General features: G+C 66.1%; 20 protein-coding genes. 7 read left to right on the forward strand and 13 right to left on the reverse strand.

Annotated elements, in window-relative coordinates; all coding sequences use genetic code 11:
• Window positions 1-267: 267 nt before the first annotated feature.
• Entirely contained in the window at window positions 268-1,152 is an 885-nt protein-coding gene (locus LDL49_RS23575; RefSeq protein WP_225293398.1) for a permease-like cell division protein FtsX, read from the reverse strand.
• A 1,142-nt stretch (window positions 1,153-2,294) separates the two neighbouring features.
• Here LDL49_RS23575 and LDL49_RS23585 point away from each other — a divergent pair.
• Window positions 2,295-3,404 (forward strand): NAD(P)/FAD-dependent oxidoreductase, encoded by a 1,110-nt coding sequence (locus tag LDL49_RS23585; RefSeq protein ID WP_225293401.1) that lies wholly within the window; start codon window positions 2,295-2,297, stop codon window positions 3,402-3,404.
• A gap of 388 nt (window positions 3,405-3,792) precedes the next feature.
• On the opposite strand, the gene LDL49_RS23590 is transcribed toward LDL49_RS23585, so the two are convergent.
• From LDL49_RS23590 to LDL49_RS23600, 3 genes are all read right to left on the reverse strand, one after another.
• The gene (locus LDL49_RS23590) at window positions 3,793-4,479 is read right to left on the reverse strand and encodes an SDR family NAD(P)-dependent oxidoreductase (RefSeq protein ID WP_225293402.1); all 687 of its coding nucleotides are present in this window, start codon (window positions 4,477-4,479) and stop codon (window positions 3,793-3,795) included.
• An 81-nt stretch (window positions 4,480-4,560) separates the two neighbouring features.
• Entirely contained in the window at window positions 4,561-4,953 is a 393-nt protein-coding gene (locus LDL49_RS23595) for an ester cyclase (RefSeq protein WP_225293404.1), read from the reverse strand.
• A gap of 395 nt (window positions 4,954-5,348) precedes the next feature.
• Entirely contained in the window at window positions 5,349-5,957 is a 609-nt protein-coding gene (locus tag LDL49_RS23600; protein WP_225293406.1) for a TetR/AcrR family transcriptional regulator, read from the reverse strand.
• 62 nt (window positions 5,958-6,019) lie between these two features.
• Here LDL49_RS23600 and LDL49_RS23605 point away from each other — a divergent pair, with 62 nt between their 5' ends.
• Window positions 6,020-6,250 (forward strand): NAD(P)-binding domain-containing protein, encoded by a 231-nt coding sequence (locus tag LDL49_RS23605; protein WP_225293408.1) that lies wholly within the window; start codon window positions 6,020-6,022, stop codon window positions 6,248-6,250.
• 391 nt (window positions 6,251-6,641) lie between these two features.
• Here the strand turns inward: LDL49_RS23605 and LDL49_RS23610 are convergent, their stop codons facing one another.
• The gene (locus LDL49_RS23610) at window positions 6,642-8,561 is read right to left on the reverse strand and encodes a tetratricopeptide repeat-containing protein (protein ID WP_504854015.1); all 1,920 of its coding nucleotides are present in this window, start codon (window positions 8,559-8,561) and stop codon (window positions 6,642-6,644) included.
• Entirely contained in the window at window positions 8,558-8,836 is a 279-nt protein-coding gene (locus LDL49_RS23615) for a hypothetical protein (RefSeq protein ID WP_225293410.1), read from the reverse strand. Before LDL49_RS23615 ends, LDL49_RS23610 begins: the two co-directional genes overlap by 4 nt.
• A gap of 449 nt (window positions 8,837-9,285) precedes the next feature.
• Between LDL49_RS23615 and LDL49_RS23620 the strand changes: the two genes are divergently transcribed.
• Window positions 9,286-9,660 (forward strand): hypothetical protein, encoded by a 375-nt coding sequence (locus LDL49_RS23620; protein WP_225293412.1) that lies wholly within the window; start codon window positions 9,286-9,288, stop codon window positions 9,658-9,660.
• Between the two features lie 360 nt (window positions 9,661-10,020).
• Here LDL49_RS23620 and LDL49_RS23625 read toward each other — a convergent pair whose 3' ends face one another.
• Both LDL49_RS23625 and LDL49_RS23630 read right to left on the reverse strand, forming a co-directional pair.
• Window positions 10,021-10,647, reverse strand: coding sequence for a DUF6461 domain-containing protein (locus LDL49_RS23625; RefSeq protein ID WP_225293414.1), 627 nt, complete (start codon window positions 10,645-10,647; stop codon window positions 10,021-10,023).
• Window positions 10,648-10,727: 80 nt separating this feature from the next.
• The gene (locus LDL49_RS23630; protein WP_225293415.1) at window positions 10,728-13,253 is read right to left on the reverse strand and encodes a LamG-like jellyroll fold domain-containing protein; all 2,526 of its coding nucleotides are present in this window, start codon (window positions 13,251-13,253) and stop codon (window positions 10,728-10,730) included.
• Here LDL49_RS23630 and LDL49_RS23635 point away from each other — a divergent pair.
• Genes LDL49_RS23635 through LDL49_RS23645 form a run of 3 tightly spaced genes read left to right on the forward strand, consistent with a single transcriptional unit; the run spans window position 13,233 to window position 15,454 of the window.
• Window positions 13,233-14,039, forward strand: a complete 807-nt coding sequence (locus LDL49_RS23635) for a replication initiator (RefSeq protein ID WP_225293417.1) — start codon at window positions 13,233-13,235, stop codon at window positions 14,037-14,039. The genes LDL49_RS23630 and LDL49_RS23635 overlap by 21 nt on opposite strands.
• Window positions 14,040-14,062: 23 nt before the next feature.
• Window positions 14,063-14,212 carry a helix-turn-helix transcriptional regulator gene (locus tag LDL49_RS23640; RefSeq protein ID WP_308016177.1) on the forward strand — a complete coding sequence of 50 codons (150 nt, stop codon included), beginning with the start codon at window positions 14,063-14,065 and terminating at the stop codon, window positions 14,210-14,212.
• Window positions 14,213-14,215: 3 nt separating this feature from the next.
• Window positions 14,216-15,454 (forward strand): tyrosine-type recombinase/integrase, encoded by a 1,239-nt coding sequence (locus tag LDL49_RS23645; RefSeq protein WP_225293422.1) that lies wholly within the window; start codon window positions 14,216-14,218, stop codon window positions 15,452-15,454.
• 111 nt (window positions 15,455-15,565) lie between these two features.
• Here the strand turns inward: LDL49_RS23645 and LDL49_RS59250 are convergent, their stop codons facing one another.
• Together LDL49_RS59250 and LDL49_RS23660 are read right to left on the reverse strand one after the other, a co-directional pair.
• Entirely contained in the window at window positions 15,566-16,246 is a 681-nt protein-coding gene (locus tag LDL49_RS59250) for a CHAT domain-containing protein (RefSeq protein ID WP_372470421.1), read from the reverse strand.
• 585 nt (window positions 16,247-16,831) lie between these two features.
• Window positions 16,832-17,995, reverse strand: coding sequence for an acyl-CoA dehydrogenase family protein (locus tag LDL49_RS23660; protein ID WP_225293428.1), 1,164 nt, complete (start codon window positions 17,993-17,995; stop codon window positions 16,832-16,834).
• A gap of 125 nt (window positions 17,996-18,120) precedes the next feature.
• Here LDL49_RS23660 and LDL49_RS23665 point away from each other — a divergent pair, with 125 nt between their 5' ends.
• Window positions 18,121-19,434: a UDP-glucose dehydrogenase family protein gene (locus LDL49_RS23665; RefSeq protein ID WP_225293430.1), complete on the forward strand. Its 1,314-nt coding sequence runs from the start codon at window positions 18,121-18,123 to the stop codon at window positions 19,432-19,434.
• Between the two features lie 93 nt (window positions 19,435-19,527).
• Here the strand turns inward: LDL49_RS23665 and purE are convergent, their stop codons facing one another.
• The 3 genes from purE to LDL49_RS23680 are packed head-to-tail and all read right to left on the reverse strand — an operon-like array spanning window position 19,528 to window position 22,081.
• Complete coding sequence (purE, locus tag LDL49_RS23670; RefSeq protein WP_225293432.1) at window positions 19,528-20,025, reverse strand: 5-(carboxyamino)imidazole ribonucleotide mutase; 498 nt, start codon at window positions 20,023-20,025, stop codon at window positions 19,528-19,530.
• Between the two features lie 28 nt (window positions 20,026-20,053).
• Window positions 20,054-21,202 carry a 5-(carboxyamino)imidazole ribonucleotide synthase gene (locus LDL49_RS23675; protein WP_225293434.1) on the reverse strand — a complete coding sequence of 383 codons (1,149 nt, stop codon included), beginning with the start codon at window positions 21,200-21,202 and terminating at the stop codon, window positions 20,054-20,056.
• Window positions 21,203-21,226: 24 nt separating this feature from the next.
• Complete coding sequence (locus LDL49_RS23680) at window positions 21,227-22,081, reverse strand: hypothetical protein (RefSeq protein ID WP_225293436.1); 855 nt, start codon at window positions 22,079-22,081, stop codon at window positions 21,227-21,229.
• Between the last annotated feature and the right edge of the window lie 83 nt (window positions 22,082-22,164).

Consider the following 22,164-nt stretch of genomic DNA (forward strand, 5'->3'; position numbering starts at 1 on the left):
AGCCTGCGGACCTTGACCGGTTGCGTCACCTGGCCTCCTGAGCGCCGATCGAACGTGATCAGCACCATCCAATCGGCAGGAGCGACTTACACGCCAACCCGGTGATCGTTTCCGGTCACAGCACTAGCCGGCAGCAGTGGCTGCGGCTCTTTGACCGGAGCAGCCATCGAGCAGTGGGGAACGGCGCGCTGCTACGGTCACCGCCATAGACGGTGTACTTCGCCCACCTTGGACGCCGCTTGATAGCTCGTGCCGCCGCCACTGCTCTTACCCGCAGTTCTCGTTTACGGACCCGAGTTTCTGCAGCCCATATTCCGACCACAGTCGCGCCTTCCGGAACATGCACCCCAGGTCGACCGCCCGATTCACGCCCGGCATCCGCGCCAGCCGACGGCGTGGGGCGCCCAAGTCGGCCTTGGACCGCATCGACAGCCGATACGACTCAGGCATGTCCGACACCCTGGTGGCCGCGACGAGCGCTTTGTTGTCCGCGAACGTTTTGACGAAGTTCCGGTACGCCGTCCTCTGGTCTTCGTAGACGTACGATTCGAGTCCGGGGATGCGCTTGATGACGGCGACGATCGCCTTCTTCTCTTTGACCGTGGCCGCCGGCTTGTTCGCTTTACCCCGTCCATGCAGACAGGCAGGCCCGTCCGAGCCTTTCATACATAGAAATGCAGATATTTCCGGCGCCCACGGAGTATCGACACGACTCTTTCCCTTGTCGACGGCGAGCCCTACCCCTGGCCGCCGGTTCGCCGAGAGCACGATCCGGGTTCGGTCGGCCCTTCCCGACACCCGCACGCGGAACGACTCCGGCAGGTCTTTGGCACGCGCACTCGCCAGCACCTTCTTCTGCCCTGCGAACTCCTGGCGGAAGCGCGCGTACGCTGCGGCCCGGCTCACGAAGCGCACCTCGGTCACCTCAGGCGTGGCCGTCAGGAATGTCTCAACGTCCCGCCTCTGCTTCGCCGTGGCGTATCGCTTGTGACACCCGTCAGCGGACGGCGTACACAGGAAGACAGCGATCTCCCAGTCGTCGCTGATGTTGGTCTCCGAGACCGGCACCGCCTCGGCGGCCATGACCGGCCCGGTCATTCCTGAGAGCGCCACGACGGCCGCGACCGTCAGGCGCCATAACCAGCGCTTCACCGCACTCCTTGCTTGAGGATTAGGGGCTCGGAAACGGAGGTCGGCATCATCGCCTCGACCGCGATCCGCGGATGGACGTTCGCTGCCAGCGGTTCCCGCTGTAGCATGATCGCACCGATTCCGCCGCAGTGGTTTCCTCGGGCGTGGGAGGAAGACCCGGCGAGCTGGTCCGGGCCGAATCGGAGATGATCAGCCAGCTGGTTGGCGCCCTCGCAAATTCAGGCCCCTCCAAGCCCGGCCGCTTGCCTCCCCCTCATCCACGGCGACCAGAGTAGACGCGGCAGGCGGATGTATATAGGGTCGCTGTTTCTGCGTCAATCGTCTGGACAGATTGCGACCATCCCGGCCCCGCGCTTGAAGGACTTCCGCCGCTTCAGCTTCCAAAAGCCCAGGTCTGCGATCGCCCAGAAGTTGCGCTCAAAGTCAGCGCAATAGGCAGCCAACTACATTCGTTCGCCGACTGCGCCGACGAGCAGATTAGGCATCGGGAATGTCCGCCTTCGCCGCCAGGATCGTCTTCCGTGGGATGATAACCAGCCGTTCACCGGGGTCGACACTGACCCCATGAGGGAGGCGACCTTCATACGACGCCGTAAGGTCCGACCCGATGACCGCGACGTCACCATTGTCAAGCTCCCAGATATCCGGACAGCTCGAATTTCCGGATGTCTGTCCGAGTTCATGGGATGACTTTCCTATGCGCCGAAGGAAAGATGCGGCTGGATCCGCTTCCCATTTTTCGGTCATGACATTTCCTCCGAGAGATCGTGACCGCTATTACTCTTAGCGAGGCAGGTGTAATCAATGTGCGACAAGCAGACGTTCTCATCGTGGGTCTACATCTAGAACTATCTGGATTTTCCTTTTCCGGCAAGCGTCATTGCATCACGAGCACCCAGGGCGGAAGCCATGATGACCGGCCAGCAAATGTCAGCCAGGATCGCCGTCGCCTTGCGTCCAAGGCATCCGTCCCGGGAATGTCAGTGCCATCGCCTGACGTCACCAAGAAGCCGGCATCGTGGCCGCCCGCTTCAGGAGCCTTCGCCCGTCCCTTCATAGTGATCACCGTTCCACATGCTTGCATGCTAGAAATGGGAGTTCGCCGGCGATCTGAGAAGGGGGCGTCCGTGGGGCTCGGGTCTGTGAAGAAGCCTGAACGTGTCGCTGTCATCGGAGTGGGCATCCTCGGAGCCAGCGTGGGCTGGAACCTGTCCCGGCACGGCGCCAAGGTGGTCTTCATCGACGCAGGCCAGCCGGGCGAAGGCGTCACCAACTGGTCTTTCTCATGGGTCAATGCCAGCAACAAGACCGCGCGCAAGTCCTACTTCGACCTGAACGTCGCGGGCATGGCAGCCTACCGTGAGCTTGCCGGGACCCTCGGGCCAGACTCATGGTGGCATCCCAGCGGACACCTGCGCTGGGCAGACGATCCCGCAGCGGAGGCGAAGCTCCTGGAAACAGCCAGGCTGCTGGCTGACTGGGACTACCGGGCCGAGGTGTGCACAGGGGCCGAGGTGCGCCGTCGCCTCGAACCTACTCTCACGATGCCCGACGAGGCTCCGGTCCTGTACTACCCCGACGAAGCCTGGGTGCACGGGCGTCATCTCGTCGGCCGCCTGGTCGGCCAGGCGTTTGCATCCGGCGCCGAGCACCGGTTCGGCACCGCGGTCTGTGACATCGGCACCGGTGCCGACGGGAGCATCCGGACAGTTACTCTCTCCGATGGGAGCCGTCTCGACGTCGACGTCGTCGTGAACGCGGCAGGCCCCAGCGCCTCCCACATCGCCGGACTCGTCGCACGGCACTTGCCGATGCGTCGGGAACCCGGCGCCGTCGCCCGGATCGGCTGCGCTCAGGTCCCGGTTCGCCGGGCCATGCACGCGCCGCACATCGAGATCCGTCCTGACGGAGACGATTCGTTAGTCCTCCACAGCCGCGAGATCGACGCACTCATCGACACAGTCGAAGATTCAGCGGAACTCGGACGGCTGCTCCACGAATCGGCGCGGCACGTCGTTCCCGAACTCGGCAACTCCCGCGTCGTACAGACACGGGTATCCAACCGGCCCATCCCAGCCGACGGATTCCCCTCGGTGGGGGCGGTGCCGTCTGTGCCGGGCTACTACGAGGCCGTTTCCCACAGCGGCATCACGCTCGGGCCGGTAATCGGCCGGCTGCTCGCTTCGGAAATTCTCAGCGGGAAGAGAGATGAGATGCTTGCGGACTTCCGTCCGGAGCGATTTTCCCCGTGACAGTCCGAGCAAGCGCCACCAGTACCGCGACCAGGCGGCTACGTCTCTGTACGCCCGAAAGAGGCTCGCAAAGCCGCGCCGCCGCCGCGTCACGCGAGCAAACCTAGAACACGGTCGCAGCAGGTCTCAGCGGAAACACCTACATGGTCCGCCTACCCATCTCGGTCATGGAGGGCGAGCGCATGATCGACCGTCGCGCCCGAGACCTCTGGATGCGCATCATGAGCGGCGAGGCAAGGCAGCGGACCTCTCCTATTAGCGTGCTCGCTTCCCGCTGCAAGCTACTGCGGATGCCCGGTAATACCGGGCATCCGCACAAGACGGCGGATGAACTCCGCTTCCTCTCCGCGGTCGGGCTCCGCGCCACCGGATTACACCCGCGTGGCGACTACCAGGGCAGTTCCCCGGTCTCGTCTTGGAAGGTTCCTGTCGGGCCGTCCACGTCGAGAGTGGCCAGGCGTACGACGGCTCTGGCGCTCTCCTCCGGCGATCTTCCGATCCCGAAGGCCGCGGTCATGTCGGTGGCCGTAGTGCCGGGCTCCAGGGCATTGAACTTGATGCCCGGCTGGGACTTGGCGTACTGGACCGTCAGCATGGTTGCCGCCGCCTTGGACGCGGAGTAGAGCGCCAGCGGCAGGTGGAACTCGGGCCGGTCAGGGTTGTTCACCGCCCAGAACGATCCGGCGCTGCTCGACACGGTGACCACGGTGGGGTTCGCGGACTTGCGCAGCAAAGGGAGTGCCGCTTCTGTGACGCGTACGATCCCCACCGCGTTGGTGTCGAACACCCACAGGGCCGTGGGACCGTCGAGGGGTTCGTTCCCGAGGACGCCGGCATTGTGCACCAGGACGTCGAGCTGTCCCTCGGCCGCACTGATCGTCGCCAGCGCGTTGCTCACCGAGGCGTCGTCGGTCACGTCGAGCTGTACGAACCGTGCGCCCAGGGCGGCTGCGGCCTTCTCGCCTCGCTCGATGTCGCGTGCACCGATGTACACGGTGTGCCCCAGTTCCAGAAGTTGTTTGGCTGTCTCGAAGCCGATGCCCTTGTTGGCCCCGGTGATCAGTGTGACGGTCATGGGTTTCCTCTCGAAGTGTGTGGCCCGAGTGGACCGTTGGGTGCGACTGCTCTCCACGTCGCCGGCGCCGGCCCCGAAGGGTCAGCCGGCAAGCTGCCGGAGCAGTTCACCGGCATCGTGCAGGGCCGTCATGTGCACGAACCGCCCGTTGCGCGCCTGGTAGATGGCGTACTCGGTGATCTCGAACGAGGCGCCGGTGGGTGCCACACCGAGCCACTCCTTCACCGGCGTGCCCGTGTTGACCAGCCGCGCGGCCAGGCGATCACCGTCCAAGAGCAGTTCCTGGAGCTCCCAGTGCAGGTCCGGAACCGCGTCCACGTCGGCCTTCTGCACGGCGATGAGGTCGTCCCGGGTGGCAGGCTCACCGTTCAACGTGGTCCGGTCGTCGATGAACTGGTCCATCTGATCGAACCTGTGGGCGTTGAGCTCACCGATGTAGCGCAGGTAGAACCCGCGCAGATCACTGTCGGGCATCAGATGTCCCTTTCTGCATGGCAGGCGTACGGCACCGGGAAGGCGATCGATCCCAGTCGAGAAGCCCTACAGGACGTCGACCTACGCCGACTTCCGCATTGATCGATGCGGAAGTCCACCGTAGCACGTTCCGCATCGATCACTACAGAAGGGCGGGACCTGTGGGGATGGGGACGGTGACTGCAATCAAGTGACGCGTGAGACCGGCCGCGCCGGGACGGCTCGTGCACCTTCAGGAAGCGCCGCAGCCGGCCAGGCTGCGCAGAACGCAGGAGTCGTTGCCTCAGAGATCAGCCGGGCACCTGGCCGAGATGCGGCAAGGGACTCTCCGCAGGCAGCACCCTGATGCTCTTGACGCGAAACCGTTGTTCGCGAAGACGAACGCCGGGCGGTTCTCAGCAGGGTGGCCAGGTGCGCAGGGCGGCGTCGGCCATGTCCTGGAGTTCGTCGCGGCTGACGCCGCTGGCGGCTTGCACGGCGATGCCGTAGGCCAAGGCGGTGACATAGCGGGCGAGCAATGCCGGGTTGGCCTCCGGTGGCAGGTCGCCGTCATCGACGGCTCGTTCGAACCGTTCTCGAATGCGGGAGTAGCCGCTGTCGCGCCACGCGACGAGGAGGTCGCGGGCTCCACGGCTGGAGTCGCCGGTGGCCAGGGCGCCCTGGACGCCCAGACACCCGTGGGGACCTGTCGGGCGAGTGGTGGTTCGAACGGTGCCGGCAAAGATCGCGGTGGCGACGCCGAGGGCGGTCGGCTCGTCCAGGGCTCGGGCCAGGTATGCGCTCGGGCCTTCGGTGTAGCGCTCCAGAGCCTTGCGGAACAGCTCTTCCTTGTTGCCGAAGGTTGCGTACATACTGGTGGTGGAGATGCCCATCGCGTCGGTCAGGTTGGCCAGGCTGGCCCCCTCGTACCCCTGCTCCCAGAACACCAGCAGGGCGCGCTCGAGTGCCTCGTCGGCGTCGAATCCCCGCGGTCGGCCGGTCGGGCGGCGCTGCTTGGTCTCCACCCCCGCAGTCTAACCCTTCCGCAGCGATCGATGCAGAACGTGCTGCCGTTGGGCGCGAACCCATGACAGTGATCGGCATCATCGGCGCGGGTGAGGTCGGCAGCCAGATCGCGCGCGGCTACCACGTCGTCATCGCCAACTCACGAGGACCCGAGACCCTGAAAGACCTCATCGGCGAACTCGGTCCGGCCGCGCGTGCCGCAACCGCCGCAGGCGCCGCGGCCGCCGGCGAGTTCGCCGTCGTGCACTCCCTGCAACTCGGCGGAAGACGCACGCCGAGACCCTCCTCATGATGCGCCAGCTCAGCCTCACTGATGCCGGTCGTCTCGAGCCAGTCCGGAGGCCACTGTAGGTTCCGCGGATTCGTGAGCACTTACAGGCAGGCTGGCCACCTGCGATGTTGTTGGGAGTGAGCAACAGTGCGGAGCTGAATTCCGAGTGATCATGAGCAATTAGGCGATCGTGCTCGCTGTGGGAGCGGCCTGGGGACGCACACGTGCGACACGATCTCGGAGGCTACAGGCTGTCCTGTGGCGGGTGGTTGATCGTGCTAGAGCAGGGTGATCAGCGCGGATCGCCCCCCGCAAGGGGCACCGGCGCTCTCCTGGTTGCCGGTGCGGCAGGTGGCGCTGCCGTCCGGGTGGGGTGCAGTTCCCCCCGGTCGAAGGCTGCTGTCGGGCGCACTCAGCCAGGTCGCTTGGCGCCGAGGCGGTGGCTGATCTCCTGTATGCGGCGCACATTGTCGAGACGGCGGGCACCGGCCGCCCCGCGTGACAGGTTGAGGATCGATCTGAGCAGCGGATCGGGGGTGAGCGCGAACGCGTTGAGGTGTTTTCCGATCTCCATCGCATACTCGATCGTCGTCCGGTCATCGGGGCCTAGCGTGCGCTGGAGACCTGCGAGGAACTCTCGCCAGAGGGAGAGCGCCAGGAGGAGGTCCTTGGCATCCTTGATCCTCGGCCCGTCTCCCGAGTCGGCCGAGTCGAGGTAGGCCCATGCCAGGTCCCACTTGGTCTGCAGGGTGAGTGAATGGTCACGGCCCAAGGCCAGTTCAGCGTCCCTGGCGAGGTGCCGGTAGTGGGCGATGGCGCGGGGGTATTCCTCTCTTCGCGTGTAGAGGTCACCGAGCCTGAGCCGGGTCTCCAAGGTCTCGAGATGCCTTGGGCCGAGCACTCGCTGCTGATCTGCGAGGAGTTCAGCGAACTCATCGATCGTGGCGTCAGAGGAATCGAAGGTTGCGCGGATGACGGCCAGGACCTCCCGGATGTGCAGGATTACCAGGTGATCGAATCCCGGCCGCTCCCGGGCGCCGGCGACTGTCTTGTCGAGAAACTCGATGGCCTCCCGGCTCGATCCACCGTTGGCCAAGTGAACGCCGTAAACGATGGCCAGTTCAGCGGAGCCTTCGTCGAGGCCATCGAGGCCACCCCACGAGGCGAAGGCGGCGAGGTGCGGAAACAGGCGAGCGCTGGGCTCCGTGCCGCCCGTCCAGGCGGTTAGTAGCATCTGGCCCGCGAGGGGCCGGCCCTCGGCCGCTCGGCTGACGGCCTGAACCAGTCGGTGGATCGAGAGCGCGTCGCCGTCCCGGGTGACCAGGCCGTAAGCCACAAGGCAGCTGACGGCTTCGTCCGCTTCCGGGACGGTGGACAGCAGCCCGATCGGGATGTCGTCGGGTGCGTACCAGGCCAGGGTGCGCAGGATCCGCTCCGGCTGTGGCCCGTGCTCGGCGGTGATCCGGTCCAGGGTGACCCTCCAGGTCCGCGTCACGGTCCGGTCGATGTCTCCACCGGCGTGCGTCCAGTCCAGCACCGCACCGTCGTCCTGGATCAGGCGTTGCCGATAGGTATCTGCGGTGATGTGGTTCTGGGTGATGTAGTGGCCGGCCATCGCGATGGCGAGCGGGAGTCCGCCGAGCGCCCGGCACAGTTCCTCAGCGCCATCGAGGAGATCGCGATCCCCGACGCGCAGGCGCAGCATCTTCACGGCTTGGCGTGTCGGCAGCACACCCAGTCGGATCGGCGCGGCGATGCTTTCCCAGCCGACCGTCTGGCGGCTGGTCACCAGGAACCGTCCACCGGGAAGTGAGCCGATCAGTTCCGCGACGTCCGGTGGCCGCGTTACGTTGTCGAGGATCACGAGCCAGCCCTTGTGACTGGCCAGCCACGCTTTGGCCCACTCGGCCGGCCGATCTGGCGGATTTCCCGGATGCAGGCGCCTGGCCAGAGCCGCCAGTCCCGCTTCGATCTGGGCCGGGTCTTCGGCGTCGATCCACCAGATGGGATTGTGTCTGCCGCCCTGGGTCTGCACGTACTGCTCGGCCAGTGTGGACTTGCCGATCCCGCCGAGCCCGGTCAGTGTCTGGGCGATCACGCCGGAACGTTGTTTGAGGGTCTTGGCGAGTGCCGCGAGCTCGTTCTCCCGTCCCACGAATAGGCGGGTGGCCGCAGTCGTCGAGCGTAGCCGTCTTACACGGGGAGGGCTCGCCACCTTCGCGGCCGATATCGGCGGCGCGGCCTGAACGGTGTTGTTGATGATGTTGACGGTATTCGCGCCGGACGACACGATGCCTCTGTTGATCCGGACGCGTATCCTGTCGGACATCACGTGCCCGGCGGGTTGATCTGCGTGTTGATCGAGCGCTCGCCGGTCGAGATAATGCCCGACACATCCCCGGTCACCCGTACGCCATCGCCCCGCGCGGCGCCGGCATCGCGCTCCGTGAGGGTCAGCCAGATCTGGGTCGCCGCGCCCAGGGCCACCAGCACGATCGCGGCCGCCCACCAGGCCCATGCCCAGTGCTGGGTCAGCATTCCCGTCGCCACGTTCACCGCCGCCGCCACCACGACCGTGAACCCAGCCGCCATACCGCGTTTGACCATCACGCCTCCCGGCCTGCCGCTGTACAGCGAATTGTTCCTGCTGGCTCATGCACCGCGCCAGAGGCAAGTCGGCCTTCTCTCGGGCGGTCAGCTGGTAGTGGTCTCGATCAGGGTCGTGAGCTGCGCGTGGTCGTCAGCGGTGGCGTGCCATCCAAGGCTCCTGTGTGAGGCATGGTCAGAATGAGAAACCCGACACCGCACACCTGCCGTCGCCGGGTTTCCGCAGGTGAACGCCCTACTTGAGGAGCTGCCGGGCCATCACCATGCGCTGGATCTGGTTGGTGCCCTCGTAGATTTGGGTGATCTCCGGCCCCGGATCCGGCCATCTGCGAAAACGGCTCGATCATGCGCCTGAGCAGGGATTACGCTTGCGGGTGTCTCGCGTCACTTGTCACTGGTTTCGACTCTCCCACGGAACAGCGACGGAACAGAGCAGGAGGCCCGTCTTCATGTCGATCCCCAAGAAGGGCTCACGGCTCATCACAGTCGACGACGTCACTTACCGCTGGCGGGTCCGCCGCAAGCCCACGTACTGCCAGGGAAACAGCTGGGGTCCGCTGACCTTCGCCGTCGAGTCAACTGACGGGCCAGGGCGTTTTCTCGTGGTCTCGCTTCCCTGTTCTCGACCGGACGCATGGCTCGGGGAGCGGACGATGGCCATACGACCGGCGCTCGTGACGGCGACTATACGCAGGGCTCGTGAGTGCGGCTGGGACCCGTGCCAAGCAGGCAACGCCTTCGACCTCAGCCTCACCGATGACACCCTGATCGACCTGATGAGCATTCAGCCACCCGCTTACGAGGTCCCTTTCATGCGGATATGACCGATCCCGAAAGACACCCGCATTAGGAGAGCGTGGTCGGTATTGGTTCGCCGCTAGGGATGACCTGCGAGAACACGCTCTGCGGCGCTTGCAGTCATATGATCATCCCGCGCATGTCCCCCATTGACCACGCGTCACATGTCTGTGGCGATCGGGGCGGTGATGCCCGTCTGACACACGAGTCTTGATGAAGGTGAATCGCCCTGGGTTCGGCGGTCTCCATCAAACCCGGGGCGGTTAACAGGGCGGCTCCTGCGTCCAACTAAAGCAGGCTTCAACGAGCAAGGAGATACGACGTCAGCGGGCAACCACTCCAATTTTTAGGCCCGAACAACCTCCTCCGCCAGGAGAAATTGGAGACTAAGCCCAAAGCTCTCCATCATCAGGCGGCACATCACGAAAGTAGGGCCCCTGGACGAATCGCGTGTGCTCACGGCTCAGCCACTCCGTGGTTAGGCGGACTCCGGTGATCCGCTCCACCAGAATGAGGGCGTGTGCCTTCCACTCGTCGAACGGCGTCGTCGTCGACGTCACTAACAGCCCCGAAAGAAGGCTGGCGAGTGGGGAAGGGTCACCGTCGGGCTCGGCTCCCCACTGGAAGCGGCACAGCTGTTCTCCGTTCCGGGCGTAGTGCAGGTTATAGCGCCTGAGTGTGTCCCCGAGGTACAAAGACACGGCTTCCCCACCTCCGGAGAGCCGCGGCAGGGTTTCGGAGCCAGTCCAGTCGTCGGGTTCCATGACGACGAACCACGAGTCCAACTCTCCGATGACCAACGTCTTTCCATGGCCAGACCACTGGACGTGGTGCCCTGCCTCCCCACTCGCCTCGGAGAGGGAGCGAGGCGCGACGCTCGAAAGCTCTCCTTCAAGCGCAACGGCCACGTCGTCGGCGCTCGCGGCGTGACACCAGGTGATGCTTCCGTTCGGAAGGGATTCGGCGAGGTCGGCGACGACGCCGCCGTAGAAGGATTCGAGATCCGTCGACATTGTTGTCCTTGAGAAAGAGCTGTTCGCTGCCGCCCTCCGTGAGGTGATCACGGAGGGCCGCAGCTTCTGGGATGGTCGGTCTAACCTTTGGGAGTCTTCACATAGAAGCTCTCGAAGGGATGCAATTTATCCTCTGCGTTGGCTGCGTCCGAGCCGAAGACTCGGTAGCTCTGCCAGAACCACCTCAGCTTGGAGCCGACGCTCCGGTTGTGGTCGTGGGCGATGAAGTCGACCGCAACGTTCCGGTTGGTAGTAGCCCCTGCGGATCCTTCGTGTGTGGCGGCGAAGGGATATTCGTCGCAGTCCTTACCCTTGGGTGACGGCTCTCCTCCAATGAGCAGTTGTGCGCAGTACTTGACCGACTGTGCACGGTTTTGGCCGTCCCGAGTGGTGCTACTGGAGCGGTGAAGCGGCCCGATGTCGCGTGCGCCCGGGATCACCTTTGGCTCATCGGTCTTCTTGGGGTCGGTCTTTTCTGGCTCCTCCAACGCTTGCCGGATAAGGTCGGTTGACTCATTCATGATGGGGGAACCGTCCTTCCACCCGTAGATCAGCGGAGTCTGGAACGTAGGCACGTGTGCCGAGTAGACGCATCCCCCGTAGTAGCTCGCTAGTTCCTCTGATGTATCGCAGCGTACCGGCATGTCGATCATCTTCGTGTTGATGAAAGGGGTCCGGACATTTGCCTGCCAGCCCAACGCAAGGGTTGGTGTGAACGTGCACACGCTAAGCCGATGCGGTCCCGTACTGGCGTTCTTGTTAGAGACGAACTCGAAGTACTGCTGCCGGTTCGCCGGGTCTCGCCATTGCGCGATGGTGGACGTGCGAGCCCCGCCACTCGATGGTGCGCAGTTCATGCCGCTTGGTGTGCCGCTGGCAATGTTCACGGTCAGGTCTGTAGTCTCGGGGAAAGAGATGGACCCGGATGAACCCGATATGTGTATGTCGTCGACCCGAGCCCACATCTTGATCGTCCGGCTGTTGATGTTGCCGTTGTTCTGGTCGATTTCGGCGTAGGGTTTGCCACGCTCACCACCCGCGAAGGTGTGGCCGGCCACACTGAAGAGAAACTCCAGCTTCCCCTTGACCTTGTAGGTCGTTTTCCAGCCCCCGCCGCTTCCGGGGCAGCCGCACCACTCTCGCACCTTATCGGTGCTCGACTTTCCTACGGTTCGCACTGAACACCAGTTGTACGAATCGCGAACCCAGCCGTGCGGATATGTCGCCTTGCTGTTCGATTTACTACTGGCCGAGCACTTCTGGAAATCGAGCCGATTGGTGGGGAGTGTCGGCCACGGTCCCGGAGTGGCCGCAGCAACTTGGGTTCGACTCACTTGAGATTGAGCGGCGGAGTCCGACGCCTTTACGCTGAGCGCGTGCCAGGTGGTCCAGGGACCATTAACGCCTGCGGCGGTGATTCGGACCCGCCATCTCACCTTCTCGCCAGCCCGCAGCCGGTCCTTGGGGACCTGCAGCGTCACCTGGGAATCGTCGGGCTTGGCGGTGAACTGGCCCGACCAGATCAGCCGCTTACCCTCGGCCGTTTTGTCCGTCTTGGCGGCCTTTGCAAGCTTGTGCGCGACCTCCACTTCCACCTTTGCCTCACCGCTGCGCTCAGCGGGGAGCCACGCGGTCAGGTGGGGGGTTAGGGTGGAGGCGACGGTGACGCCGTCCGCGGAGCGGCTGCCGTTCACTGTCAGCTTCTCGATCGCGAAGGCAGGGTCGGCGGCGCTTGTGCGTTGCCGCTCGGCTGTCCCACTCGTTGCGGCGGCGGCACCGATGGGGGTGTTCATGTCGGTTTGGATTTGGGCTGCGGTCTGGGCGCGATTATAGACGCGTACTTCGTCGATCACGCCCTTGAAATACTCGCCGTATATCGAGTTGCCACCGATGTGGAAGGCGCCGCCGTCGTCGAACAGATCGCCCGTGGCGAGGCCTTGGCCTACTCGGGCGCCGTTGAGGTACAGCCAGGCGGTAGCGCCGTCGTAGGTGACGGCGAGGTGGCTCCAGGTGTCGACCGGTAGCGATCCGCTTCCTGGGACCGAACTGAAGGCGTCGTCGGTGGCCAGCAGACCCATGGGCGTGGAGCCGTTGGAGGCGTACAGGCCGTAGCCGAGCTCGTCGATCGTGGCGTTGTCCTTGCCCATGACGGTGCGATAGCCATCGACGGCGCTGGGCTTGACCCAGGCCGACAGGGTCAGGGCGTTGGTCATCTTCAGCGAGGGTGAGTGGTTGACGGTGACCCAGCTGGAGGTGCCGTTGAAGGACAGGGCCTTGCCGTGCTTACCGTTTGCCCAGGTGGTATCGGTGGCCGCTCCGGTGTTGTTCTTCCCGGAGGAGTCGCCCACGGTCGTGCCCGTGCCCTCTTCCATGCCGTACGCGGCCACCAGGCCCGGGTTCGTCGGCGGGGCCGTGACGGTGGCCGAGACCTCGTTCGAGGGCGGGCTGAGGTTGCCGGCCGTGTCGGAGGCGCGGACCCGGTAGTAGTACGTCCCCGCCGCGAGGCCCGCGTCGATGAACGTGGTGGTCGGTGACGAGCCGACCTGGTTCGCGGCCGACGGGGTGAATCCCGGCGTCGTGGAGCGGTGAATCGTGTAGCCGTTCACGCCCACGTTGTCCGTCGAGCCCGTCCAGGTGAGCTGCGCGTTGCCGGGGCCGCCCGTCGCGGCGAGCTGCGCGAACTCCGCGAACACCTCACCGTCTCCTTTACCAAGGTCGCCGAGTATCAGCGGCGCGGCGTCGTCCACTTCCACGCCGTCATCCGCCTCGACGGACCCGGCGGCCCCACCGCAGCGCCCCCGGCCTGGGCCACCACCGACACCCTGGCCAACGCCGTCCAACACGCCGCCCGTGTCGTCAGCGCCCTGGTCCCCGCCATCGACGACCAACCCGCCCGCCTCTTCAAGTGGGGCCAACAACTCGACATCCGCCCCATCACCCTCGACGGCGACCTGACCGAACAAGCCGTCGCCGGCTACATCGCCAAGTACGCAACAAAGGCCGCCGAATGCGTCGGCACCCTGGACCGCCGAATCAACCCCCTCGAGAACCTCGACGCCTTCGATCTCCGCGACCACCCTCGGCGCCTCATCGCCGAGTGCATGCGTCTCGGAACCATCGAGGACCTGGCCGACCTCCGCCTCACCCAATGGGCGCACATGCTGGGCTTCCGCGGCCACTTCTCCACCCGCTCCCGCCGCTACTCCACCACCCTCGGCGCCCTTCGCGCCGCACGCGAAGATCACGTCCGTGACCAGGAGTTCACCACCGGCCGCCTGCCCCTCTTCGCCGAGGACACCGTCTTCGTGATCAGCGAATGGACCTACGCGGGCAAAGGCCACTCCGCCGGAGACCAACTCCTCGCCGCTGCCCTCGCCGGTGGCTGTCTATGAACACCTTTGCCAAGCTCTGGACTGTGGAGGACGTAGCCACCTTCCTTGGCGTCCCGGTCGCCACGCTCTACCAATGGCGGCACCACCGCACAGGCCCGAGAGGCCGCAAGATCGGCCGACACCTGCGCTACGTGCCCGAGGACGTCATGTCCTGGGTCCAGGGCCAGGAGTAGCCCATGGCCTTCGTCAAGGACCTCTGGACCAAGACAGTCCGCACCCCGGACGGCAAGCCGCAGAAGGTCAAGACCGCACGCCACGGCAAGGGCAAGCGCTGGCTCGCCGTCTGGGTAGACCCCGACGGCAACGAGCGCTCGACCGCGTACGACCGCAAGGCCGACGCCGAGCGCAAGATCGCTACCATGGGCGCCGATATCGCGCGCGGCGACTACATCGACCCGAACGCCGGCAAGGTGCTCTTCGGCGACCTCGCCGAACGGTGGCTCGCCTCTCGCATCGTGGACCCATCGACCAAGATCCGGTACGAATACATCCACCGCCTCCACGTCGCACCGACCTACGGCAAGCGCCAGGTGAAGACCATCAAGCCATCCCAGATACAGGCGTGGATCAGTGACCTGAGCAGCCGCTTCGAGACCTCAACCGTACAGACGGCCTTTCTGGTCCTTCAGGGCATCCTCGACCTAGCCGTGGCCGACGAGGCGATCAAGCGGAGTCCCGCCAAGTCGCCGATCGTCCAGGTGCCGAAGCGCATCCCCGAAGAGATCACGGCGTGGTCGGACGAACGGGTCCACGCCCTGATCGACGCTCATCCGGCCCTCTTCCGCCTGCTCCCAATGCTCGGGGCCGCGTGCGGACTGCGGCAGGGTGAGCTGTTCGGCCTGGCGCTCGAAGACATCGACTTCGAGGAGCGCCTTGTTCGCGTCCGACGACAGATCAAGAAGCTGGGAGCCGACCACATCTTCGCCCTGCCGAAGAACGACCGTGAGCGGGTCGTACCGCTGCCTGACTGGGCCGCCGAGGCCATCAAGCGGCACGTCTCGGTCTATCCGCCATTGGCCTGCTCCCTGCCCTGGGAGAAGGTGGACGGCAAGCTCCGCACGCACAACCTGCTGTTCCGCTGGACGGACGACCGCTTCATCAAAGCCAGGAGCTACAGCGAAACTGTCTGGAAGCCCGCGCTCGTGGCTGCAGGCGTGATCCCGGCGCCAGACAAGGACACTCGCCAGCGGAGCCGCTACAACACCTCACGCAAGGAAGGGCTACACCAGTTCCGCCACTACTACGCCAGCGTCATGTTGGCCAGCGGCGTGTCGGTCAAGGAACTCGCCGAGTACCTGGGGCACGCCGACCCGGGCTTCACCCTCCGCGTGTACGCCCACATGATGCCCGGCTCCCACGACCGTGCCCGCAGGGCCATCGACGACCGACTGTTCCGCCCCCGCGCCGCCTCATAAGCGGACCAGGGACCAGCCCCTCCCTGATCAACGCCACTCTCACGGATCTCAAGGCTACTCACTGCCTGCGTGGGCGTGCCCGTACGGGCTCCTGACTGGCCGGGAACGCGATCACTTAGCTGGCTTGACGAGGATGGTCGTCGCGGGATCCACGTCGCTGGCCCAGGCCAGCGTTGGCAGTTCGGCGCCGGACAGTCCGGCGAGCTGAAGTGCCGCTTGAGCCGACAGATGGGAGGAGTTGATGGATTGCCCGTTCGCGACGGCGGCGTAGAACTGAGCGGCGTACGTAATGGCGTCGCCGTCATCGATCTCGTCCGCCATCCCGATGGCAAAGGGCGCGACCTCCTCGATGAGGCGATCGATCTGGGCGGCAGAGTTGCATGAGTTCAGGAGTACCAGCAGCGGAGGATCGTCCGTGGCTTTAACCGCGGCGGCGAAAGCGCGTGCGCTGACTACTACCCCGTCATGGTGCTCATCGCGTTCATCTTCGAACTCGATGAGGTCGTCGTCACTATGCCCAGAGAAGTGGACAACATGGGGGCGGAATTTGGTGATCCCGTCGAGAAGATCAGCGGTCGTCGCAGCGGGACGTACATCAAGTTCGATGAGGTCTCGGTGCAGTGCAGACTCGACAGCGCTACGGATACGCTTCTGCTCGCGCCCGACGCGCAGGTCCCCTGAGATGCTGCGCCCAAGATCAATACTCGCAGCTTCTCTGGCTTGGGAGCCCGTAGTTCTCGAATGGCTCTTTGCACTACCGACTCCGTGCGGCTGATGCGGTGTTGGAAAGATGCGCTCTCGGCTGCACGCTGACGCTGCGCTTGCTGCTGCTCACGCTGTCGCTGCTGTTCAGCCGCGTCGCGCTCGGCTTGCTCAGCCTTGGCGAGCTTGCCTTGCAAGCCAGCCTCGTCCTTGGCGTAACCAACCGCCTTATCCCCCCAGCGGCCGGCTTCTTTGCCAGCTGTCGCCGCGTCCTTCTCGAAGCGTTCAGCCTCGCGGAGCTTACTGTTTGTCGTGCTAGTGCTACTGGCCTTGGCCGCTGCCGTACGCGCCTTGGCCGCCGCCGTACGTTTCCCGGTTTCCTTACTCCGGTACTCCCCAGCCTTCTTCTCCGCTTCGATGCGCTGTTTGCGTTTGCGCTCCAACTGGCTCCGGTACTGACTCGCGCTCATCACCGACCCCCTTGTCAGCTCGCGATCACAGCCGCGTCGCAGCAGAGACTACAGAGGCTTACCGACACTTCACGGTCGGTTGGATCTCCCGCGCGTACGAGCTCTCACGGAACAGCCACGGAACATGGCCCTTCAGAGGCGTTGAGACCTACACAACGAACCCCACCCCCGAGAAGAAGAGAGCAGGGTTCTCACAGGTCAACGGCTATTTGAGGAGTTGCCGGGCCATGACCATGCGCTGGATCTGGTTGGTGCCCTCGTAGATCTGGGTGATCTTGGCGTCGCGCATCATTCGCTCCACCGGGAAGTCCCGCGTGTACCCGTACCCGCCCAGCAGCTGCACCGCGTCCGTGGTGATCTCCATTGCCGCGTCCGACGCCGCGCACTTCGCGGCGCTGGACAGGAACGTGAGGTCCTTCTGGGGCTGGCCGTGCATGGCCAGTTCGGACTTGGCCGCCGCGTGGTACGTCAGCTGCCGAGCCGCCTCCAGTTTCATCGCCATGTCCGCGACCATGAACTGCAGCCCCTGGAAGTCCGCGATCGGCCGGCCGAACTGTTTGCGTTCCTTGACGTACCCGATGGCGTAGTCCAGTGCCCCCTGAGCGATTCCCAGGGCCTGGGCGGCGATGGTGATGCGGGTGTGGTCGAGGGTCGCCAGGGCGGTCTTGAAGCCGGTGCCGGGGTCGCCGATCATGCGGGAGGCGGGGATGCGGACGTTCTCCAGGATCACCTGACGGGTGGGCGAGCCCTTGATCCCCAGCTTCCGCTCCTTTGGCCCGAAAGAGACGCCTTCGTCGGATTTTTCCACGATAAATGCGGAAATGCCGCGAGGGCCGGCCGATGGGTCCGTTACCGCCATCAGCGTGTAGTACTCCGAGACGCCCGCGTTCGTGATCCACATTTTTGTGCCGTTGAGCACATAGTGGTCGCCGTCCAGCACCGCCCGGGTGCGCATGGCCGCGGCGTCCGAGCCTGCCTCACCCTCCGAGAGCGCGTACGAGAACATCGCGTCCCCACGGGCCACCGGCGCCAGGTAGCGGGCCTTGAGGTCGGCCGAGGCCGACAGCAGCAGGGGCACCGTGCCGAGTTTGTTCACCGCCGGGATGAGCGAGGACGACGCGCAGGCGCGGGCCACCTCCTCGATCACGATCACCGTGGCCAGCGCGTCCGCCCCGGCGCCCCCGTATTCCTCCGGCACGTGAACGGCGTGCAGGTCAGCCGCCACGAGCGCCTTGTAGACGTCCCAGGGGAACTCCTCCGTCTCATCCGTCTCCGCGGCGCGCGGGGCGATCTTCTCGTCGGCGAGGGCTCGAATCGTCTCCCGGAGCATGTCGTGCTCTTCGGCGGGCGCGTACAAAGGGAAGTCCATGGGCGAAATACTAGGACGTCCGACCATCTTGTTACTAGGCGGTACAGTTTGCGGAAATGCCCAGGTGGCACAGAACGAGGTAGCGCGGGCCGGTAACATGCCTGGCGATCGAAAGGAGCTCTCTCGTGCCATATCGCCTCACGGTGATCGGGACCGGATACCTGGGCATCACGCATGCGTCCTGCATGGCGGATCTCGGATTCGACGTCCTGGGCCTTGATATAGACGCCGACAAGGTTCGCCGGCTCAACAGCGGTGAGCTCCCGATCCACGAACCGGGGCTCGAACCCGTTCTCCGTCGTGGACTCGACTCCGGCCGCCTGCGCTTCACCACGTCCTATGAGGAGGCGGCGGCCTTCGGCGACGTGCACTTCGTCTGTGTGGGCACGCCGCAGAAGCGCGGCGAGTACGCCGCCGACGTCTCCTACATGGACAGCGCCATCGAGTCGCTGGCCCCGCACCTCGACCGCGAGTGCCTGGTGGTGGGCAAGTCGACGGTGCCGGTGGGCACCGCGGAGCGCCTCGCCGACAAGCTGGCCCGGCTCGCCCCGGCCGGGGCCGACGTCGAGCTCGCCTGGAACCCCGAGTTCCTGCGTGAGGGCTATGCCGTCGAGGACACGCTCAAGCCCGACCGCATCGTGATCGGCGTGCGTTCCGAGCGGGCGGAGAAGGTGCTGCGCGACGTCTACCAACCGCTCGGGGAGATCCCGATGGTGGTCACCGACTTCGCGACGTCCGAGCTGGTCAAGACGGCCGCCAACGCGTTCCTCGCCACCAAGATCTCCTTCATCAACGCGATGGCCGAGGTCTGCGAGGCCGCCCACGCCGACGTCACGCAGCTGTCGAAGGCGCTGTCGTACGACGACCGCATCGGCGGCCGGTTCCTCAACGCCGGGCTCGGGTTCGGCGGCGGCTGCCTGCCCAAGGACATCCGCGCGTTCATGGCGCGCGCGGGCGAGCTGGGCGCGGACCAGGCGCTGACGTTCCTGCGCGAGGTCGACGCGATCAACATGCGGCGCCGCGCCCGCATGGTGGACCTGGCGCGCGAGCTGGCGGGCGGTTCCTTCCACGGTTGTACGGTCGGCGTGCTCGGCGCCGCCTTCAAGCCGAACTCCGACGACATCCGCGACTCCCCCGCGCTCGACGTGGCGGTCACGATCGGCGAGCAGGGCGGCCAGGTGACCGTGTACGACCCGATCGCGCTGGACAACGCTCGCAAGGCACATCCCGAGCTGCACTATGGCGCATCGGCCCTGGAGGCCGTCCGAGGGGCACATGTGGTGCTGCTGCTCACGGAGTGGCCGGAATTCGTCGACCTGGACCCGGAGGAGCTCGGGCAGGTGGTCGCGGCCCGCCGCATCGTCGACGGCCGCAACGCCCTGAACACCGAAACCTGGCGCTCGGCGGGCTGGCACTACCGCGCCCTGGGCCGCCCCTAACCCACTAAAGCATCAAAACCCGCTCGCCGACCGAAAGGCCGGGAAGGCCAGATAGGCCGGAAAGGCACCTGCCCAACGGTCGGCAAGCGGGCACTAACCGCCCAGCCGGGCCGCTTCCGCGCGGAGGCGTTCGCCCTTGGCGTGGGCCTGTTCCTTCAGCTCGCCCTGGAACTTCTCCATGCGTCCCCGCAGCTCAGGGTCCGACACCCCCAGGATGCGTACGGCCAGCAGCCCCGCGTTACGCGCCCCGCCCACGGCCACGGTCGCCACCGGCACCCCGGCCGGCATCTGGACGATCGACAGCAGCGAGTCCATCCCGTCCAGGTACTTCAGGGGCACCGGCACCCCGATCACCGGCAGGGGCGTCACCGAGGCCAGCATCCCCGGCAGGTGGGCCGCGCCGCCCGCGCCGGCGATGATGACCTTGACGCCGCGCGCCGCGGCCTGACGGCCGTACTCGATCATCTCGGTCGGCATCCGGTGCGCGGAGACCACGTCGGCCTCGAACGGCACGCCGAACTCCGCCACCGCCTCGGCCGCGGCCTTCATCACCGGCCAGTCGGAGTCACTGCCCATCACGATGCCGATCATGACGATGCCCCCCTTGCCCACAGAGGTCTCATGTGTACTCCCCAGTGGTCAGGTAGACCGCGGCGTGCCTGGCACGGGCGCGTACCTTCTCGAGATCGTCGCCCACGGCGGTCACGTGGCCGATCTTGCGGCCCGGCCGGACCTCTTTGCCGTAGAAGTGCAGTTTGATGCCGGGATCGTGGGCCATGACGTGCTCGTACCGCTTGAACAGGTCGGGATCGTCGCCACCGAGCAGGTTGGCCATGACGACGACGGGCGCGCTCATCGACGGCGAGCCGAGCGGCAGGTCGAGCACGGCCCGCAGGTGCTGCTCGAACTGCGATGTGCGGGAGCCGTCGATCGTCCAGTGGCCGCTGTTGTGCGGCCGCATGGCCAGCTCGTTGACCAGCAGCCCGTCGGCCGTCTGGAACATCTCCACAGCCAGCAGCCCGGTCACGCCCAGCTCGTGCGCGATCTGCAGCGCGATCCGCTGGGCCTCCGCGGCCTCCTCCGGGTCGAGGCCGGGGGCGGGCGCGAGCACCTCGACGCAGATCCCGTCCTGCTGCACGGTCTCCACGACCGGGTAGCTGACGCCCTGTCCGTGGGGCGAGCGGGCGACGAGTACGGCCAGCTCCCGCTCGAACGGCACGAACGCCTCGACCATCAGCGGCACGCCGCCGCTCAGGGCCTCCGCGACGTCGGCGGGAGTCCGGCAGACCCACACTCCGCGGCCGTCGTAGCCGCCCCTGATCGCCTTCAGCACGACCGGCCACCCGTGCTCGGCGGCGAAGGCCGAGACATCCTCGACGCCCGACACGCGGGCCCAGGCCGGGCACGGCGCGCCGAACGAGGTCAGCCGCTCGCGCATCACGGCCTTGTCCTGGGCGTGCACCAGCGCGTCGGCCCCCGGCCGCACCGCGTATCCCTCGGCCGCCAGCGCCCTGATGTGCTCGGTCGGCACGTGCTCGTGGTCGAACGTGATCGCGTCACAGCCCGTGGCGAACTCGCGCAGGTCGCCCAGCTCGCGATAGTCGCCGAGCCGCGTGTCGACGATGACCCTGGCGGCGCTCTCGTCAGATGTGTTGGCCAGCACCCGCAACTCGACGCCCAGCGCGATGGCGGACTGCTGCGTCATCCTGGCCAGCTGTCCGGCGCCGACCATGCCGACGACCGGCCCGATAGGACTGTTTGCACTCACGCCAGCTGAGCTTACCCAACCTGCTCAGGCAGGACCGCGCCGCACACCGACCGTGGTCAGGCCCCCCGCCGCCTTGATGACGCCGGCCAGCACGATGATCTCGGCCTCCTTCTTCAGCGGATGGGCCAGGGCCGACGAGCCCGCCTTCGGGCGCTGCCGGTAGACCACGCGCAGCGCGTCGAAGACGAGCATGGTGTCGGCCGACAGGGGGAGCGCCATCGTGGGCTGTTCGGGCAGCTCGACGTCGATGTCGAGCCGGTCCGGCCGTACCCGGCCGGGCAGCGCGGCCAGCTCGTCCCGCAGGCCGCGTACCGGATCCCCGGCCGGGAAGCGCACGCCGGCCACGCCGGCCGGGTCGGTGAGGTAGGTGAGGTGACGCTGCGCCACCACGCGGGCCTGGCTGACCAGCCCCGCGTCGGGGGCGACAGTGGTCGGCGTCTCCGGCGCGGCCCCGCGCGCGGGGATGGGACCCGCGCCGAGCCGCCAGCGTCCGCCCTCGCGCAGGAACACGAAGTACGCCGGCGACGGCTTGCTCGCCAGGGCGGCGAACCAGTCACCCTCGCCGGGCAGGAAGAAGCTGGGATCGCTGTAGAGAGCCGGGCGGCCGTTCCGGGTCGCCTCACAGGCACGACCGCCCAGCGTCCTCTCCACCCACGTGGTCAGCTCGGCGACGGCGGCGCAGTCCCGCCGCTTCCATGCCTGGTCGAGCCGGCCGAGCAGCTGGAACGCCTGTTCGGCCGTCGCCGTGTCGACGCTGTGGGCGGCCGCCGGCGCGGAGGTCGGATCCTCGGGGGGCGCCACCGTGGCGACGCCTGTGGTGCCGCAACCGGCCGCCATGACGGTCAGGCCGGCGAGCAGGACGAGCAGTCGAAGCGGCACAGGTGAACCCCGAGGGTCGTGGCCGTCTGCGACGGCGGTCCGTCTGAGCCCATCGCCGGTACGCACCGGCGATCTGCCACCGC

This window comes from Nonomuraea aurantiaca, assembly GCF_020215705.1.
Taxonomy (GTDB): Bacteria; Actinomycetota; Actinomycetes; order Streptosporangiales; family Streptosporangiaceae; genus Nonomuraea; species Nonomuraea aurantiaca.

What these genes read in the sequence shown, in the direction of transcription:
- LDL49_RS23605 (WP_225293408.1), top strand. Translation starts at nt 6,020, where the DNA reads ATGACAGTGATCGGCATCATCGGCGCGGGTGAGGTCGGCAGCCAGATC.
- LDL49_RS23590 (WP_225293402.1), bottom strand. Translation starts at nt 4,479, where the DNA reads ATGACCGTCACACTGATCACCGGGGCCAACAAGGGCATCGGCTTCGAG.
- LDL49_RS23645 (WP_225293422.1), top strand. Translation starts at nt 14,216, where the DNA reads ATGGCCTTCGTCAAGGACCTCTGGACCAAGACAGTCCGCACCCCGGAC.
- LDL49_RS23660 (WP_225293428.1), bottom strand. Translation starts at nt 17,995, where the DNA reads ATGGACTTCCCTTTGTACGCGCCCGCCGAAGAGCACGACATGCTCCGG.
- purE (WP_225293432.1), bottom strand. Translation starts at nt 20,025, where the DNA reads ATGATCGGCATCGTGATGGGCAGTGACTCCGACTGGCCGGTGATGAAG.
- LDL49_RS23595 (WP_225293404.1), bottom strand. Translation starts at nt 4,953, where the DNA reads ATGCCCGACAGTGATCTGCGCGGGTTCTACCTGCGCTACATCGGTGAG.
- LDL49_RS23620 (WP_225293412.1), top strand. Translation starts at nt 9,286, where the DNA reads ATGTCGATCCCCAAGAAGGGCTCACGGCTCATCACAGTCGACGACGTC.
- LDL49_RS23615 (WP_225293410.1), bottom strand. Translation starts at nt 8,836, where the DNA reads ATGGTCAAACGCGGTATGGCGGCTGGGTTCACGGTCGTGGTGGCGGCG.
- LDL49_RS23625 (WP_225293414.1), bottom strand. Translation starts at nt 10,647, where the DNA reads ATGTCGACGGATCTCGAATCCTTCTACGGCGGCGTCGTCGCCGACCTC.